The 14375-nt window shown below is 64.7% G+C and carries 13 protein-coding genes; 10 read left to right on the top strand and 3 right to left on the bottom strand.

Annotated features, from left to right (window positions below):
• The first annotated feature begins 36 nt into the window (after positions 1 to 36).
• The 3 genes from E8E95_RS08755 (at position 37) to nadE (ending at position 4937) form a co-directional block, all read left to right on the top strand.
• The gene (locus tag E8E95_RS08755) at positions 37 to 2580 is read left to right on the top strand and encodes a penicillin acylase family protein (protein ID WP_280349483.1); all 2544 of its coding nucleotides are present in this window, start codon (positions 37 to 39) and stop codon (positions 2578 to 2580) included.
• 312 nt (positions 2581 to 2892) lie between these two features.
• Entirely contained in the window at positions 2893 to 4098 is a 1206-nt protein-coding gene (gene pncB, locus E8E95_RS08750; RefSeq protein WP_280349482.1) for a nicotinate phosphoribosyltransferase, read from the top strand.
• An 11-nt stretch (positions 4099 to 4109) separates the two neighbouring features.
• Complete coding sequence (nadE, locus tag E8E95_RS08745) at positions 4110 to 4937, top strand: ammonia-dependent NAD(+) synthetase (RefSeq protein ID WP_280349481.1); 828 nt, start codon at positions 4110 to 4112, stop codon at positions 4935 to 4937.
• Between the two features lie 3 nt (positions 4938 to 4940).
• Here the strand turns inward: nadE and E8E95_RS08740 are convergent, their stop codons facing one another.
• The 3 genes from E8E95_RS08740 to apbC form a co-directional block, all read right to left on the bottom strand.
• The gene (locus tag E8E95_RS08740) at positions 4941 to 5144 is read right to left on the bottom strand and encodes a hypothetical protein (RefSeq protein WP_280349480.1); all 204 of its coding nucleotides are present in this window, start codon (positions 5142 to 5144) and stop codon (positions 4941 to 4943) included.
• Positions 5145 to 5278: 134 nt separating this feature from the next.
• Positions 5279 to 5845 carry a dCTP deaminase gene (gene dcd, locus E8E95_RS08735; RefSeq protein ID WP_077527806.1) on the bottom strand — a complete coding sequence of 189 codons (567 nt, stop codon included), beginning with the start codon at positions 5843 to 5845 and terminating at the stop codon, positions 5279 to 5281.
• Positions 5846 to 5938: 93 nt separating this feature from the next.
• Positions 5939 to 7033, bottom strand: coding sequence for an iron-sulfur cluster carrier protein ApbC (gene apbC, locus E8E95_RS08730; protein WP_280349479.1), 1095 nt, complete (start codon positions 7031 to 7033; stop codon positions 5939 to 5941).
• 144 nt (positions 7034 to 7177) lie between these two features.
• Between apbC and metG the strand changes: the two genes are divergently transcribed.
• The 7 genes from metG (at position 7178) to nth (ending at position 14307) form a co-directional block, all read left to right on the top strand.
• Complete coding sequence (gene metG / locus E8E95_RS08725; protein WP_280349478.1) at positions 7178 to 9211, top strand: methionine--tRNA ligase; 2034 nt, start codon at positions 7178 to 7180, stop codon at positions 9209 to 9211.
• A gap of 261 nt (positions 9212 to 9472) precedes the next feature.
• Positions 9473 to 10027, top strand: coding sequence for an Rnf-Nqr domain containing protein (locus E8E95_RS08720; protein ID WP_280349477.1), 555 nt, complete (start codon positions 9473 to 9475; stop codon positions 10025 to 10027).
• A complete protein-coding gene (gene rsxB / locus E8E95_RS08715) occupies positions 10024 to 11400 on the top strand; it encodes an electron transport complex subunit RsxB (protein ID WP_280349476.1) in 1377 nt (458 codons plus the stop codon). The genes E8E95_RS08720 and rsxB overlap by 4 nt, the downstream gene beginning before the upstream one ends.
• A 90-nt stretch (positions 11401 to 11490) precedes the next feature.
• Complete coding sequence (locus E8E95_RS08710) at positions 11491 to 12498, top strand: RnfABCDGE type electron transport complex subunit D (RefSeq protein ID WP_280349475.1); 1008 nt, start codon at positions 11491 to 11493, stop codon at positions 12496 to 12498.
• A complete protein-coding gene (locus E8E95_RS08705; RefSeq protein WP_280349474.1) occupies positions 12495 to 13103 on the top strand; it encodes an RnfABCDGE type electron transport complex subunit G in 609 nt (202 codons plus the stop codon). The genes E8E95_RS08710 and E8E95_RS08705 overlap by 4 nt, the downstream gene beginning before the upstream one ends.
• On the top strand, positions 13100 to 13672 hold the full coding sequence (locus E8E95_RS08700) for an Rnf-Nqr domain containing protein (protein WP_280349473.1): 573 nt from the start codon (positions 13100 to 13102) through the stop codon (positions 13670 to 13672). Before E8E95_RS08705 ends, E8E95_RS08700 begins: the two co-directional genes overlap by 4 nt.
• Positions 13669 to 14307: an endonuclease III gene (nth, locus tag E8E95_RS08695; RefSeq protein ID WP_280349472.1), complete on the top strand. Its 639-nt coding sequence runs from the start codon at positions 13669 to 13671 to the stop codon at positions 14305 to 14307. The genes E8E95_RS08700 and nth overlap by 4 nt, the downstream gene beginning before the upstream one ends.
• Positions 14308 to 14375: the final 68 nt, after the last annotated feature.

The following is a 14375-nucleotide window of genomic DNA, read 5'->3' as shown; positions in this document are numbered from 1 at the left end:
TTGATCCGATTGCCCCCTCTCAGGAGAGCCCGTTCCATGGCTTCGCCAGCCTTCAAGCGCTTCCTTCCCCGGTTCTGCGTTGCCGCCGCCGCTGGCGCCATGATCGCCCTCAGTGGCTGCCAGTCCTGGCTGGACAGCCGCTACTCGGACAGCCTGCCGCCCACCTCCGGCTTCCAGCCGGTGAAGGGCCTCGCGCAGAGCGTGTCGATCCGCCGCAACCCGCTGGGCATGCCGCTGATCGAAACCACGACCTTCCACGACGCCCTATTCACTCTCGGCTATGTGCACGCGTCCGACCGCCTCAGCCAGATGGTCGGCCTGCGTCTGATGGCCGAAGGCCGACTCGCCGAAATGGCCGGCCCCGGCGTGCTGGAAATCGACCGATTCATGCGCGCAGTGAACCTGCGCAAGAGCGCCGACATCCTCTACAAGAACGCCTCGCCGCGCCTGAAGGAGTTCTTCGCGGTCTACGCCCGTGGGGTCAACGCCTACCTCTATCGCTACCGCGACAAGCTGCCGATGGACCTGGCCGAGTCCGGCTACAAACCTGCCTACTGGAAGCCCGAAGACTCGGTGCTGGTGTTCACCCTGCTGAACTTCGGCCTGGCCGTGAACCTGCAGGAAGAAATCGCCTCCCTGGTCCTGGCGCAGAAGGTTGGTGCCGACAAGCTGGCCTGGCTCACACCCATCTATCCGGATGAACCCTTGCCCTTCGAAGAAGCGGAGAAACTCAAGGGCCTGCAACTGGGTGGCCAGATTCCGGGCCTGAGCGCACTTGAGGATGCCGCGAGCCAGATCGCCTCCCTCAACATGCTCGGTGTCGCCGCGTCCAACAACTGGGCCATCGCGCCGCAGAAGAGCCGAACCGGCCGCAGCATCCTGGCCAACGACACCCACCTCCCCATTTCGATGCCTTCGGTGTGGAACTTCGTACAGATCCGCTCGCCGAAATTCCAGGCCGCTGGTGTCTCCGTCGCTGGCGTGCCGGCCATAGTCGCTGGCTACAACGGCAAGCTGGCCTGGGGCATGACCATGGTCATGGGCGACAACCAGGACCTGTTCCTCGAGAAGATCAAGCGCGAAGGCAGCCGCCTCTACTACCAGGCCAACGGCAAGTGGGTACCTGCCAGCGAGCGCATGGAAACCTTCTTCGTGAAGGGCGAGCGCCCGGTACGCGAGGTGATCTACGAGACCCGCCACGGTCCGCTGCTGAACTCGGTGCTGGGCCAGCGTAAACACCCGATGCAGCCACTGGAAATCAAGAGCGGCTACGGCATCGCCCTGCAGACCAGCCAGCTCGAGGCCGACCAGTCACTGGACGCCTTCTTCGCCCTGTCCCGCGCGCAATCGGTGGAGCAGGCTCACGAGGCCACCCGTTCCATCCGCGCCATGGGCCTGAATATCCTCTACGCCGACGACAAGCACATCGCCTGGCAGGTCACCGGCCGCTACCCGAATCGCCGCGAAGGCCGCGGCCTGCTGCCGTCGCCCGGCTGGGACGGTCGCTATGACTGGGACGGCTATGCCGACCCGATGCTCCATCCGTACGACCAGGACCCGGCACAGGGCTGGCTCGGCACCGCCAACCACCGTACCGTTCAGGGCGGCTATGGCGTGCAGTTGTCCAACTCCTGGTACTACCCGGAACGCGCCGAGCGCATCGCCGAACTGGCCGGCGGCAGTGGAAAGCACGACTGGCAGAGCATGATCGCCATGCAGTACGACCAGACCAGCCCCTTCCCGGTCAAACTCAAGGCCATGCTGCAAGACCCCGGCATGACCCAGCCGCTCAAGCAGGCGATCAATGCCCTGCCGCCCGCCGACCGGGCCAAGGCACAGGAAGGTTTCGACCGCCTGCTGGCCTTCGACGGTCGTCTCAGCCCGACGTCCGCCGACGCCGCCTATTACGGCGCCTTCCTTCACGAAAGCGCCCGGCAGATCTTCCTCGACGAACTGGGCCCGGAGACCAATCCGGCCTGGCGCGCCCTGGTGCAGACGGCCGACCTGTCCTACTCGGCCCAGGCTGACCACCTGCTGGGCCGGGTCGACAGCCCGTTCTGGGACGACGTGAATACCCCGCAGAAGGAAGACAAGCCGGCCATCCTCGCGCGCATCCTGGCCGCCGCCGTCAGCTACGCCGAAAGCCGCCTGGGAGCGGACCGCAAGTCCTGGCAATGGGGCAAGTTGCATACCTATGAATGGGTTACCGAGAGCACCCAGCTCGCGCCCTACATGAGTGCGACCCAACGCAGCGGCCTCAACGCCCTGAAGGGTTACCTGGATCGCGGCCCCTACCCTGCCGGTGGTGATCACACCACCCTCAACGTCTCGGCCTATCACTGGGGCGAAGGCTTCGACACCTGGCTGATCCCGGCCATGCGTATCGTCGTCGACTTCGGCCAGCCCGAGCCCATGATCGGCGTGAACAGCTCCGGCCAGTCCGGCAACCCGGCGAGCCCGCACTACGCCGACGGCATCGATGCCTGGCTGAAGGCACGCTACGTGAAATTCCCCTTCCAGCCGCAGAACCTCGATGCCATCTACGGCACCAAGCGCCTGATGCTGACCCCGCAAAAATGATTTGGCCGGCGTTGGAACTTCCCACCGCCCCATCGCTCTGATCTGGTGGACTTACTCCATAGATCACATTTCAAGGCGCCCCCGGGCGCCTTTTCTTTTGTCTGCACGCCGGCAAGGGCTGCTTTCCCTGTGGGGGCGAATTCATTCGCAAGGGATGCGCAGCGTCCCCTGCAACTCCGCAAGACGGCCCTTCGGTCCGTTCAGCGAATGAATTCGCCCCCACAACAAGCATTCCCGCAACCTTGCGTATCACCCGCCCGTGCCGCATCCTGCGCCCTTTCCACGGTTTGCCCGGAGCCCCGAGAACCGACCATGCCCGACAGCGCCTTTTCCGGCCGCATCATCCAGAACCTGCTGGACACCGACTTCTACAAGCTGACGATGATGCAGGCGGTGCTGCACAACTACCCCAACGCAGAAGTCGAGTGGGAGTTGCGCTGCCGCAACGATGAAGACCTGACGCCCTACCTCGCGGAAATCCGCTTCCAGATCGAACAGCTGGCGGACATCTCGATCACGCCCGACCAGTTGAACTTCCTCGAGCGCATCCCCTTCATCAAGCCGGACTTCATCCGCTTCCTCAGCCTGTTCCGCTTCAACCTGCGCTATCTGCAACTGGGCATCGACAACGGCCAGCTCTGCGTGCGCCTGCGTGGTCCCTGGCTGCACGTGATCCTCTTCGAGATCCCCTTGCTGGCGATCATCAGTGAAGTCCGCAACCGCTACCGCTACCGCGACGTCAAGCTGATCCAGGCCCGTGAGCGGCTCTACCGCAAGCTCGACTGGCTCAGCGCCAATGCCACCGATGAGGAACTGGCCGGTTTCCAACTGGCTGATTTCGGCACCCGCAGGCGCTTCTCCTACCGGGTCCAGGAAGAAGTCGTGCACATCCTCAAGCGCGACTTCTCGGGCCGTTTCGTCGGCACCAGCAACGTGCACCTGGCCCGCGAATACGACATCAAGCCGATCGGCACCATGGCGCACGAATGGCTGATGGCCCACCAGCAGCTCGGCCCGCGCCTGATCGATAGCCAGATCGCCGCCCTCGACTGCTGGGTCCGCGAATACCGTGGCCTGCTGGGGATCGCCCTGACCGATTGCATCAACATGCAGGCTTTCCTCAACGACTTCGACCTGTATTTCGCCAAGCTCTTCGACGGCCTGCGCCACGACTCCGGCGAGCCGCTGCAATGGGCGGAAAGGGCCATCACGCATTACGAGAAGCTGGGCATAGACCCGCAGACCAAGACCCTCGTATTCTCCGACGGCCTCGACATGCCCCGAGCACTCGCGCTCTACCGCGCCCTGCGCGGGCGCATCCAGGTCAGCTTCGGCATCGGCACCAACCTGACCTGCGATATCCCCGGCGTCGACCCCATGAACATCGTGATCAAGATGACCGCCTGCAACGGCCAGCCGGTGGCGAAGATTTCCGATGAGCCGGGCAAGACCCAATGCCGCGACGAGAACTTCGTCGCCTACCTGAAACACGTTTTCCGCGTCACCGACGCCCAGTAAGGACTCCGTACATGAGCAACCGCCAGCAAGAAATCGCCAAAGCCCTGGATGTCGTCCCGCCCTTTGCCGACGAAGCAGCCCTGGTGGCCGAAGTCGAGCGCCGCAAGACGTTCATCAAGGATTGCCTGCGCAAGTCCGGCCTCAAGGTCCTGGTGCTCGGCATCAGTGGCGGCGTCGACTCCACCACCGCCGGCCGCCTGGCCCAGCTCAGCGTCGAAGAACTGCGCGCCGAGACCGGTGATGCCGGCTACCGCTTCATCGCCGTGCGCCTGCCCTACAACGTCCAGCACGACGAAGCGGACGCCCAGGTGGCGATGAACTTCATCCGCGCCGACGAAGAAGAAACCGTGAACATTGCCGACAGCGTGATCGGCCTGTCCGAGCAGGTCACCCATCTGAACCACCTCAGCGATGCCCGCCGCGACTTCGTCGCCGGCAACATCAAGGCGCGCATCCGCATGGTCGCCCAGTTCGCCATCGCCAACGCCAACAACGGCCTGGTGATCGGTACCGATCACGCGGCCGAGGCGGTCATGGGCTTCTTTACCAAGTTCGGCGATGGTGCCTGCGACCTCGCCCCGCTCTCCGGCCTGGTGAAGCACCAGGTGCGCAGCATCGCCCGCTACCTGGGCGCGCCGGAAAGCGCCGTCCACAAGGTGCCCACCGCCGACCTGGAAGAACTGCGCCCCGGCAAGCCCGACGAAGAAGCCCACGGGGTGACCTACGTCGAGATCGACGCCTTCCTGCATGGCCAGCCGGTCAGCCCCGAAGCCTACGCCATCATCGTCCGCACCTACGACAACAGCCAGCACAAGCGCGTCCTGCCGCTGGTGCCCTGATCCTCAGACCACCGGTGCCGGTGGCGGCTCATCCGGAATGGTGGGCTCCCCCGGCTCATGGGGTTGGCCCGGTTCGCCGGGTTGATCCGGATCGCCCGGCCCCTCCTCATGCAAGGGATCCCGTCCGGCCAGCAGCTCATGCAGAACGGTCCCCAGCAGCAAGCTGGATTCCGGCGACAGTGCCTCTATGAGTTTGTCGATTTGCATCCCGTATTCCTCGGTGGAAGGGAGTTCCCTGCATAGAGCCCCTCCCACCGCAGGGCATTCAAGCTTTCCGACCTGCGGACGCCGGGCACAAAAAAACCGGGCATCGAGCCCGGTTCTTTCATTGCCGATCGGCCTCAGGCCTTGGGCAGGGTCACGCCACGCTGGCCCTGGTACTTGCCACCGCGATCCTTGTACGAAACCTCACAAGCCTCGTCCGACTGCAGGAACAGCATCTGCGCCACACCTTCGTGGGCATAGATCTTGGCAGGCAGGTTGGTGGTGTTGGAAAACTCCAGTGTCACGTGGCCTTCCCACTCGGGCTCCAGCGGGGTCACGTTGACGATGATGCCGCAGCGGGCGTAAGTGCTCTTGCCGAGGCAGATGGTCAGTACGTCGCGAGGAATGCGGAAGTATTCCACGGTGCGGGCCAGCGCGAAGGAGTTCGGCGGGATGATGCAGACGTCGCTGTTGATGTCGACGAAGCTCTTCTCGTCGAAGTTTTTCGGGTCCACCACGGCGGAATGGATGTTGGTGAACACCTTGAATTCGGCGGCGCAGCGCACGTCGTAGCCGTAGCTGGAAACGCCGTAGGAAATCACCCGGTTATCGTCCGCACCACGCACCTGGCGCTCGACGAACGGCTCGATCATGCCGTGCTCCAGCGCCATGCGGCGAATCCACTTATCCGATTTGATGGTCATGGCGGGCGTCCTGTGAGGGGGGCTGAAAATTTGACCGCGAATCTTACAGTCCGGCGGAAGCCTCGGCAAAGGCCCCGCCGGATGGCCGGAGCGTCAGTCGTCGCTGATGGTGATGTTCGGCATGGCGGTCGCGGCCTGGTCGGACAGCGCAATACGCGCGCCGACGCAGCGGGCCGCCTGCTGGTAGATCATCGCGATCTGGCTTTCCGGGTCAGCGATGGTGGTGGGCTTGCCGCCATCGGACTGCATGCGGATGGCCATGGAAAGCGGCAACGAGGCCAGCAGATCCACGCCGTACTGGGCCGCCAGCTTCTCGCCGCCACCCTCGCCGAACAGATGCTCGGCGTGACCGCAGTTGGAGCAGATGTGCACAGCCATGTTCTCCACCACACCCAGCACGGGGATGTTCACCTTGCGGAACATCTCCACGCCTTTCTTGGCATCCAGCAGCGCCAGGTCCTGCGGGGTGGTGACGATCACCGCGCCGGCCACCGGTACTTTCTGCGCCAGGGTCAGCTGGATGTCACCGGTGCCCGGCGGCATGTCCACGACCAGGTAATCGAGGTCTTCCCAGGCGGTCTGGGTGATCAGCTGGATCAGCGCACCGGAAACCATCGGGCCGCGCCACACCACCGGGGTGTTGTCGTCGGTCAGGAACGCCATGGACATCACCTGCACGCCATGGGCTTCCAACGGAATGAAGAACTTCTGGTCGCGCACCTTCGGCCGGGTGCCTTCGGGAATGCCGAACATGATGCCCTGGCTGGGACCGTAGATATCGGCGTCGAGAATGCCCACTCGCGCACCTTCACGGGCCAGCGCCAGGGCCAGGTTGGCCGCGGTGGTGGACTTGCCCACACCGCCCTTGCCGGACGCCACGGCGATGATGTTCTTCACATCGGCCAGCGCAGGCACCTGCTCCTGGGCCTTGTGCGCCTCGATGACGCAATCCACCTGAACCTCGGCGCGGTCGACGCCGTCGAGGTTTTCCAGGGCCATTTTCAGCATCTGTGCCCAGCCAGCCTTGAACAGGCCGGCGGCATAGCCGAGCTCCAGGCGCACGCGGACGTTGCCGCCCTGGATGTCGACTTCGCGCAGACAGCCGGCGCTGACCGGGTCCTGATCGAGGTGGGGATCGGTGAACTGGCGCAGGGTGGCTTCGACCTGGGCGCGGGAAAGGCTACTCATCGCATGACTCCGGAAAGACCGAGCAAATCAGGCGGCTATCCTACCCGACCACCTCACCGCTGGGTCGTCCACGGGTGAAAAAATCGCGCCGGGCCTATATAGTTGCCGACTTCCCTTTTGTTCCATATCCGGTAGCCGAGCACCATGAGCGAGCCCCGCAAGATCCTTGTGACAAGCGCCCTTCCCTATGCCAACGGGTCCATCCACCTCGGGCATATGGTTGAGTACATCCAGACCGATATCTGGGTGCGCTTCCAGAAGATGCGTGGCAACCAGGCTGTCTACGTCTGCGCCGACGACGCCCACGGCTCGGCCATCATGCTGCGCGCCGAAAAGGAAGGCATCTCTTCCGAGCAGTTGATCGACAACGTGCGCGCCGAGCACACCACCGACTTCGCCGACTTCCTGGTGGACTTCGACAACTACCACTCCACCCATTCGGAAGAGAACCGCGCGCTGTCCAGCAGCATCTACACCAAGCTGCGCGACGCCGGCCACATCGCCACCCGCCCGGTGACCCAGTACTTCGACCCGGACAAGCAGATGTTCCTGGCCGACCGTTTCATCAAGGGCACCTGCCCGAAATGCGCGGCCGACGACCAGTACGGCGACAACTGCGAAGTGTGCGGCGCGACCTACTCGCCCACCGAGCTGAAGAATCCGAAATCCGCCATTTCCGGCGCTACTCCGGTGCTCAAGGAATCCCTGCACTACTTCTTCAAGCTGCCGAACTTCGACGCCATGCTGAAGGAGTGGACCCGCAGCGGCGCCCTGCAGGATTCGGTGGCCAACAAGATCGCCGAATGGCTGGACGCCGGCCTGCAGGAATGGGACATCAGCCGTGATGCGCCCTACTTCGGCTTCGAGATCCCGGACGCCCCCGGCAAGTACTTCTACGTCTGGCTGGACGCCCCGATCGGCTACATGGCCAGCTTCCAGAACCTCTGCGCACGCCGTCCGGAACTGGACTTCGACGCCTTCTGGAACAAGGACTCCAACGCCGAGCTGTACCACTTCATCGGCAAGGACATCGTCAACTTCCACGCCCTGTTCTGGCCCGCCATGCTCGAAGGCGCCGGCTACCGCAAGCCGACCGCGCTGAACGTACACGGCTACCTGACCGTGAACGGCCAGAAGATGTCCAAGTCCCGCGGCACCTTCATCAAGGCGCGCACCTACCTGGATCACCTGCAGCCGGAATACCTGCGCTACTACTACGCCTCCAAGCTGAGCCGCAGCGTCGACGACCTCGACCTGAACCTCGAGGACTTCGTGCAGAAGGTGAACTCCGACCTGGTGGGCAAGGTGGTCAACATCGCCAGCCGTTGCGCCGGCTTCATCCACAAAGGCAATGCCGGCAAGCTGGTGGCCGAGAACGCCGCGCCAGAGCTGTTCACCGAGTTCGCCGCCGCCGCCCCGAGCATCACCGAAGCCTATGAAAACCGTGACTTCGCCCGTGCCATGCGCGAAATCATGGCGCTCGCCGACCGTGCCAACGCCTGGATCGCCGACAAGGCGCCCTGGTCCCTGGCCAAGCAGGAAGGCAAGCAGGCCGAGGTACAGGCAGTCTGCGCCGCTGGCGTGAACCTGTTCCGTCAGCTGGTGATCTTCCTCAAGCCTGTGCTGCCGCAACTGGCCGTCGCCGCCGAGCAGTTCCTCAATGTTGCTCCGCTGAGCTGGGACGACCACAAGGTGCTGCTGGCCGACCACCAGCTGAACCCGTTCAACCCGCTGATGACCCGCATCGACCCGGCGAAGATCGAAGCCATGGTCGCCGCTTCCAAAGAAGACCTGGCCGCCGCGTCGGCGCCCAAGGGCAACGGCGAACTGACGAAGGACCCGCTGGCGGCGGAAATCGCCTTCGACACCTTCGCCGCCGTGGACCTGCGCATCGCGCTGATCGAGAAGGCCGAGTTCGTCGAAGGTGCTGACAAGCTGCTGCGCCTGACCCTGGACATCGGCGACGCCAAGCGCAACGTCTTCTCCGGCATCAAGAGTGCCTACCCGGACCCGAGCAAGCTGGAAGGCCGCCTCACCCTGTACGTCGCCAACCTGGCGGCGCGCAAGATGAAGTTCGGCGTCTCCGAAGGCATGGTCCTGGCTGCCGGCCCCGGTGGCGAGGAAATCTACCTGCTCAGCCCCGACAGCGGCGCCAAGCCCGGTCAGCGCGTGAAGTAAACGCGCCTCAGCAGAACGCCCGCCTATGCGGGCGTTTTTGCTTCAGAGCTTCGCCCCTTCTCCATACGTAGGATGTGGCGGGCGGCGCTCCGCTGGAGCGAAGCGATACCCATCGCTGACTTCTGCCCGCCGACCGAATCCGCATGGACCTGAGCTAGCCTTGTATCAGGGCGCCGGCCATCGCGGCTGCCCCCTGTACCGCTCCGGCTGCATTCCGGATAATACGCGGCCCTTTTTTCAGCCTGGCGACGCTCCGTCCCTATGACCGACTTCATCTTCGCCCTGCTCGGTGCAGCGCTGGCCAGCAACCTCATCCTCGGCCTGCCCCTTGGCGCCGACAGCCTGCGTCAGCCGCGCAGCCGGGCGCTGGCCCTGGCGGGTGGCGGCCTGATCGCCCTGGCCACCCCGCTCGCCTGGCTGCTCGACCAGTTCGTACTGGCGCCGCTGGAGCTGGGTGCGCTGCGTCTGTTCATCTACCTGCCCTTGCTCGCCCCGCTCGCCTGGCTCTGCCTCGAAGGCGTCGGCCGTGTGCGACCAAACCTGCCCCGCGAAGGCCTTTGGCCCCTGCTGCTGGCGAACGGTGCGGCACTAGGCGCCATGCTGATCGGCAGCGAAAGCGGTTTCGCCTCGACGATTGGCTTGGGCCTCGGCGGCGGCCTGGGCTTCTGGCTGGTGCTGACCTTGCTGGACGATCTGCTGCGGCAAGTGGATGAAACCAAGGTGCCGGTCGCGTTCCGCGGCACGCCGATGCTGCTGGTGTGCGCTGGCCTGATGGGTCTGGCCTTCCTCGGCTTCAATGGCATGGGGGCGCAATGAGCCAGGCCAACCTGATCCAGAGCATCGATGCCCTCCTGCCACAAACGCAGTGTGGCAAGTGTGGTCACCCCGGCTGCAAGCCCTACGCCGAAGGCATCGCCCAGGGCGAGGCGATCAACAAGTGCCCACCCGGCGGCAGTACCACCATCCATGCCCTGGCCGAACTGTTGAAGGTCCAGCCCTTGCCGCTGGATGCGCCCAACGGCCCGGTGCCGCCGCAGATCGCGTTCATCCGCGAGGCAGAATGCATCGGCTGCACCAAGTGCATCCAGGCCTGTCCGGTGGACGCCATCGTCGGCGCCGCCAAGCAGATGCACACCGTCATCACCGACGAATGCACCGGCTGCGAGCTCTGCGTGGCGCCCTGTCCGGTGGACTGCATCGACATCCTGCCCCTGGCCGAACCGGCTGCCAGCGCCCAGCGCCAGCACGCCGACCAGTTCCGCCAACGTTTCGAATTTCGCAATGCACGTCTCGCCCGTGACGACGCCCGCCGCCGTGCCGATCGCGAGGCCCGTGCCGCCCGCGCCGCGCAGGCCCAGCAGAGCACCACCGCAGCGCCGTTGGACGCTGTTCAGGCTGCCATCGAGCGGGTAAAGGCGCAGAAGGCTGCCATCCCCAGTCTTAGCGACCAGCAGAAGCGCCTGAAGATCGAGGCCGCCATGGCTCAGGTGGCGCTGAAGAAGGCCGAAGACAAGCTGGAGGTTTACGGCACGTCCGACCTGCAGGCATTGGTCGTCGAACTGCGTGCCGCCAACGAGAAAGCCCAGGCCGCGCTCAAGGCGGCCCTGGACGCCGCTGCGCCACAGGCAGACGAAGCCACCCTCAAGCAGGCGAAGATCGCTGCCGCCATGAGCCGCACCCAGCTGGCGCGGGCCGAGAAAGCCTTTGGCGAATCCCCCACTGCCGAACAACAGTCCCAGCTGGCTGAACTGCGCGCCGCCGTGGACCAAGCACAGCAACGCCTGGACGCTGCTCATGGCGACCCAGCGTCACCGGTAGCCACGGAAGGTGAAACGCGCCTCAAACAGGCGAAGATCGCCCTCGTCAGCCGTCGCGCCGAGCTCAAGGGCGCCGAACAGCGCGGCGCCGGCGAAGCGGAACTGGCTCCGTTGCGCCAGGCGCTGGCCGATGCCGAAACCGCCCTGCACGCCGCCGAGGATGCCTCCGGCAAGCAGCCGCCGGACCTCCAGCGCATCGACAAGCGCCCCGTGGACCCGGCCGTGCGCGCGCTGAAAACCGAACTGGCCTATGCCCGCGCCGACGTCAGCAAGCTGGAACGCCAGGCCGACGCCGACCCGGCAGCGCTGGCCCAGGCCCGCGAACGCCTGCACAAGGCTGAGCAAAGGTTACATGAACAGACCCGGCTGTAGCCCCTGTAGGAGCGAGCTTGCTCGCGAACGGACGTGGAATTGCATTCTTCGCGAGCAAGCTCGCTCCTACAATTTCTTGCGAGTCCGGCCATGACCACGCGCCCGGCCTTCGACCCGCGCCCCAGCATGCAGCTGGTGTTGGTCGCCTGCCTGCCGGGCCTTCTCGCGCTGTTCTGGCAATACGGCTGGGGCAGCGTCCTGCAATTGCTGGTCGCCCTGCCGGTCGCCCTCGCCTGCGAGACCCTGGTGCGCCGCCTGCGCCAGCAGCCCGCCCTACCGGAGTCGTCACTCCTCAACCAACCCTTGCTAGGTGAAGGCAGTGCCCTGGTCAGTGCAGTGCTGCTCGCGCTGGCCCTGCCGCCCTACTCGCCCTGGTGGCTGACCGCCTGCGCCTGCGCCTTCGCCTTGTTGTTCGGCAAGGCGCTGTTCGGCGGCTTTGGCCAGAATCCGTTCAACCCGGCCATGCTCGGCTATGCCCTGGTGCTGGTGGCCTTCCCGGCTCAGCTCAACCAGTGGCCCACGCCCGGCCAGCACCCCGGCCTGGGTGAATCCCTGCAGCAGGTGCTGGGTTTCGGCGGCGGGCTGGTGGATGGTTGGAGCCAGGCCACCGCGCTGGACAGCCTCAAGCACAACAACCGCCTGACCATCGACGAACTCTTCGCCAGCCATCACGCCTTTGGCAGCTTTGGTGGCCGTGGTGCGGAATGGGTCAATCTGGCGTTCCTGCTGGGCGGCCTGTTCCTGCTGCAACGAAAGGTGATTCGCTGGCACGCGCCGGTTGGCCTGCTGGCGGGTCTCTTCGTGGTCAGCCTCCTGTGCTGGAACGGCTCCGGTTCGGATTCCAATGGTTCTCCCCTGCTCCATCTGTTCAGCGGCGCGACCATGCTCGGCGCCTTCTTCATCGCCACCGAACCGGTGTCCGGCGCCGGGAGTGATCGCGCGCGCCTGTTGTTCGGAGTCGGTACAGGCGTGCTGGTATATGTGATACGCACCTGGGGTGGATATGCGGACGGCATGGCCTTTGCCATCCTGCTGATGAACCTGGTGGTGCCGACCCTCGACCGCCTGGCCGCGCGCGGCCAGGAGACGCAGCCATGAACGGGCGCAGCCTGGCATGGCTGGCGACATTGGCTGGGCTTTGCCTGGCCGTGTTGATCGCCACCAGCCAACTGCTCGACAGCCGCATCGACGCCGAACGCCAGGCGGCCGATGAGCGCGCCCTGCTCGACCTGCTCCCGCCAGGTAGCTACGACAACCATCCCCTGGCCCACCCCATTGCACTGCCCGCCAGCGAACTGCTGGGCGATCCGGCGCCAACCCGCGCCTGGCTCGCCACACGCGAAGGCACGCCGACCGCCGTCCTGCTACCGGCCACTGCCAAGGGCTACGAAGGCCCGATCCACCTGCTGCTGGCCATACGCCCAGACGGCCGCCTGCTGGCCACCAAAGTTCTCGGCCACCGGGAAACCGCAGGAATTGGCGACCGCATAGAACCCGCTCGCAGCGCCTGGCTGAAAATCTTCGCCGACGCCTCCCTGGCCGGCCATCCCGAAGCGGAATGGCGAGTGAAGGCCGACAAGGGCGAATTCGACCAGATCGCCGGCGCCACCATCACCTCCCGCGCCGTGGTCAGTGCCGTCCAGCACGCGCTGCAATATTTCGATGGCCATCGCCAAATACTGCTCAGGAGCCCATCGCCATGAGCGTCCGGCATTTCGACCTGATAGGGCTGGCCCTGCTGTTGGGTGCCACGGACCTGCTGATCAAGGGCGTGGGGATTGCCCTCGCTGGCTTGCCTGTACTGGCAGTATTTGCCCTGGTCCTGCCGATCCTGCGCCGCCATCTGCAAGATGCCGGCTACTGGCTCGGCGCGTTGCTGCTGGCCGCCCTGCTGGCGAGCCTGGCCAGCCTGCTGCTACAGGCTGGCGCCTTCGAGTTGCATCGCGCCCTCGGCCCTTACCTCTACCTGCTGGTAGTGCCCTGCCTGCAATTGGCCGCAATGGAGTCCACGGACGCCGTCGATGGCCTGTACGCCGGGCTTGTCTTCACGTTACTCGCCCTGTTGCTGGGTACCCTGCGGGAAGTCCTTGGACATGCCAGCCTGTTCACCCACTTCGACTGGCTGCTGGGGTCTGTCGCGCTCGACTGGCGCCTGCAGTTCGGTGCCGATGGCATTCCGCTGTTCGCCCTCGCGCCCGGAGCCTTTATCCTGCTGGGTACGCTATTGGCATTGCTGCGCCACTTGACCAACCGGACCGCTGATTCCCAATGAATGCCGCAAAACGCTACGAAATCTTCCGTCGTCTCCACGACGATGACCCCAACCCCACCACCGAGCTGGCCTACAGCACGCCTTTCGAGCTGCTGATAGCGGTCATCCTTTCCGCGCAGGCGACCGACGTCGGCGTGAACAAGGCCACAGCCAAGCTGTACCCGGTGGCCAATACCCCGGAAGCCATCCATGCGCTGGGTGTTGAAGGCCTGTCGGAGTACATCAAGACCATCGGCCTGTACAACAGCAAGGCGAAGAACGTCATCGAGACCTGCCGCCTCCTCATCGAGAAACATGGCAGCCAGGTGCCGGACAACCGCGAGGACCTCGAGGCCCTGCCCGGCGTCGGTCGCAAGACGGCCAACGTGGTGCTCAATACCGCCTTCCGCCAACCCGCCATGGCCGTGGATACGCACATCTTCAGGGTCAGCAATCGCACCGGCATCGCCCCCGGCAAGAACGTGCTGGAAGTGGAGAAAAAGCTGCTGAAGTTCGTACCAAAAGAATTCCTGCTGGACGCCCACCATTGGCTGATCCTGCATGGCCGCTATGTCTGCGTAGCCCGCAAACCGCGCTGCGGTGCGTGCCGCATCGAAGATCTGTGCGAATACAAGGCGAAGACTTCTGACGATTGATGTCCTATTGAATCGCTCAGGTATCTGATTGAAAAAATCTTTTTTACCGGCTCTGGCTTTGTGGTTAT

The organism is Pseudomonas sp. BN414, from assembly GCF_029871275.1.
GTDB lineage: Bacteria > Pseudomonadota > Gammaproteobacteria > Pseudomonadales > Pseudomonadaceae > Metapseudomonas > Metapseudomonas resinovorans_C.
This window is presented reverse-complemented; position numbering and strand designations above follow the sequence as displayed.

Excerpts from the sequence above, each read along its gene's own strand:
- E8E95_RS08755 (WP_280349483.1), top strand. The coding sequence starts at position 37 with ATGGCTTCGCCAGCCTTCAAGCGCTTCCTTCCCCGGTTCTGCGTTGCC.
- pncB (WP_280349482.1), top strand. The coding sequence starts at position 2,893 with ATGCCCGACAGCGCCTTTTCCGGCCGCATCATCCAGAACCTGCTGGAC.
- nadE (WP_280349481.1), top strand. The coding sequence starts at position 4,110 with ATGAGCAACCGCCAGCAAGAAATCGCCAAAGCCCTGGATGTCGTCCCG.
- E8E95_RS08740 (WP_280349480.1), bottom strand. The coding sequence starts at position 5,144 with ATGCAAATCGACAAACTCATAGAGGCACTGTCGCCGGAATCCAGCTTG.
- dcd (WP_077527806.1), bottom strand. The coding sequence starts at position 5,845 with ATGACCATCAAATCGGATAAGTGGATTCGCCGCATGGCGCTGGAGCAC.
- apbC (WP_280349479.1), bottom strand. The coding sequence starts at position 7,033 with ATGAGTAGCCTTTCCCGCGCCCAGGTCGAAGCCACCCTGCGCCAGTTC.
- metG (WP_280349478.1), top strand. The coding sequence starts at position 7,178 with ATGAGCGAGCCCCGCAAGATCCTTGTGACAAGCGCCCTTCCCTATGCC.
- E8E95_RS08720 (WP_280349477.1), top strand. The coding sequence starts at position 9,473 with ATGACCGACTTCATCTTCGCCCTGCTCGGTGCAGCGCTGGCCAGCAAC.
- rsxB (WP_280349476.1), top strand. The coding sequence starts at position 10,024 with ATGAGCCAGGCCAACCTGATCCAGAGCATCGATGCCCTCCTGCCACAA.
- E8E95_RS08710 (WP_280349475.1), top strand. The coding sequence starts at position 11,491 with ATGACCACGCGCCCGGCCTTCGACCCGCGCCCCAGCATGCAGCTGGTG.
- E8E95_RS08705 (WP_280349474.1), top strand. The coding sequence starts at position 12,495 with ATGAACGGGCGCAGCCTGGCATGGCTGGCGACATTGGCTGGGCTTTGC.
- E8E95_RS08700 (WP_280349473.1), top strand. The coding sequence starts at position 13,100 with ATGAGCGTCCGGCATTTCGACCTGATAGGGCTGGCCCTGCTGTTGGGT.
- nth (WP_280349472.1), top strand. The coding sequence starts at position 13,669 with ATGAATGCCGCAAAACGCTACGAAATCTTCCGTCGTCTCCACGACGAT.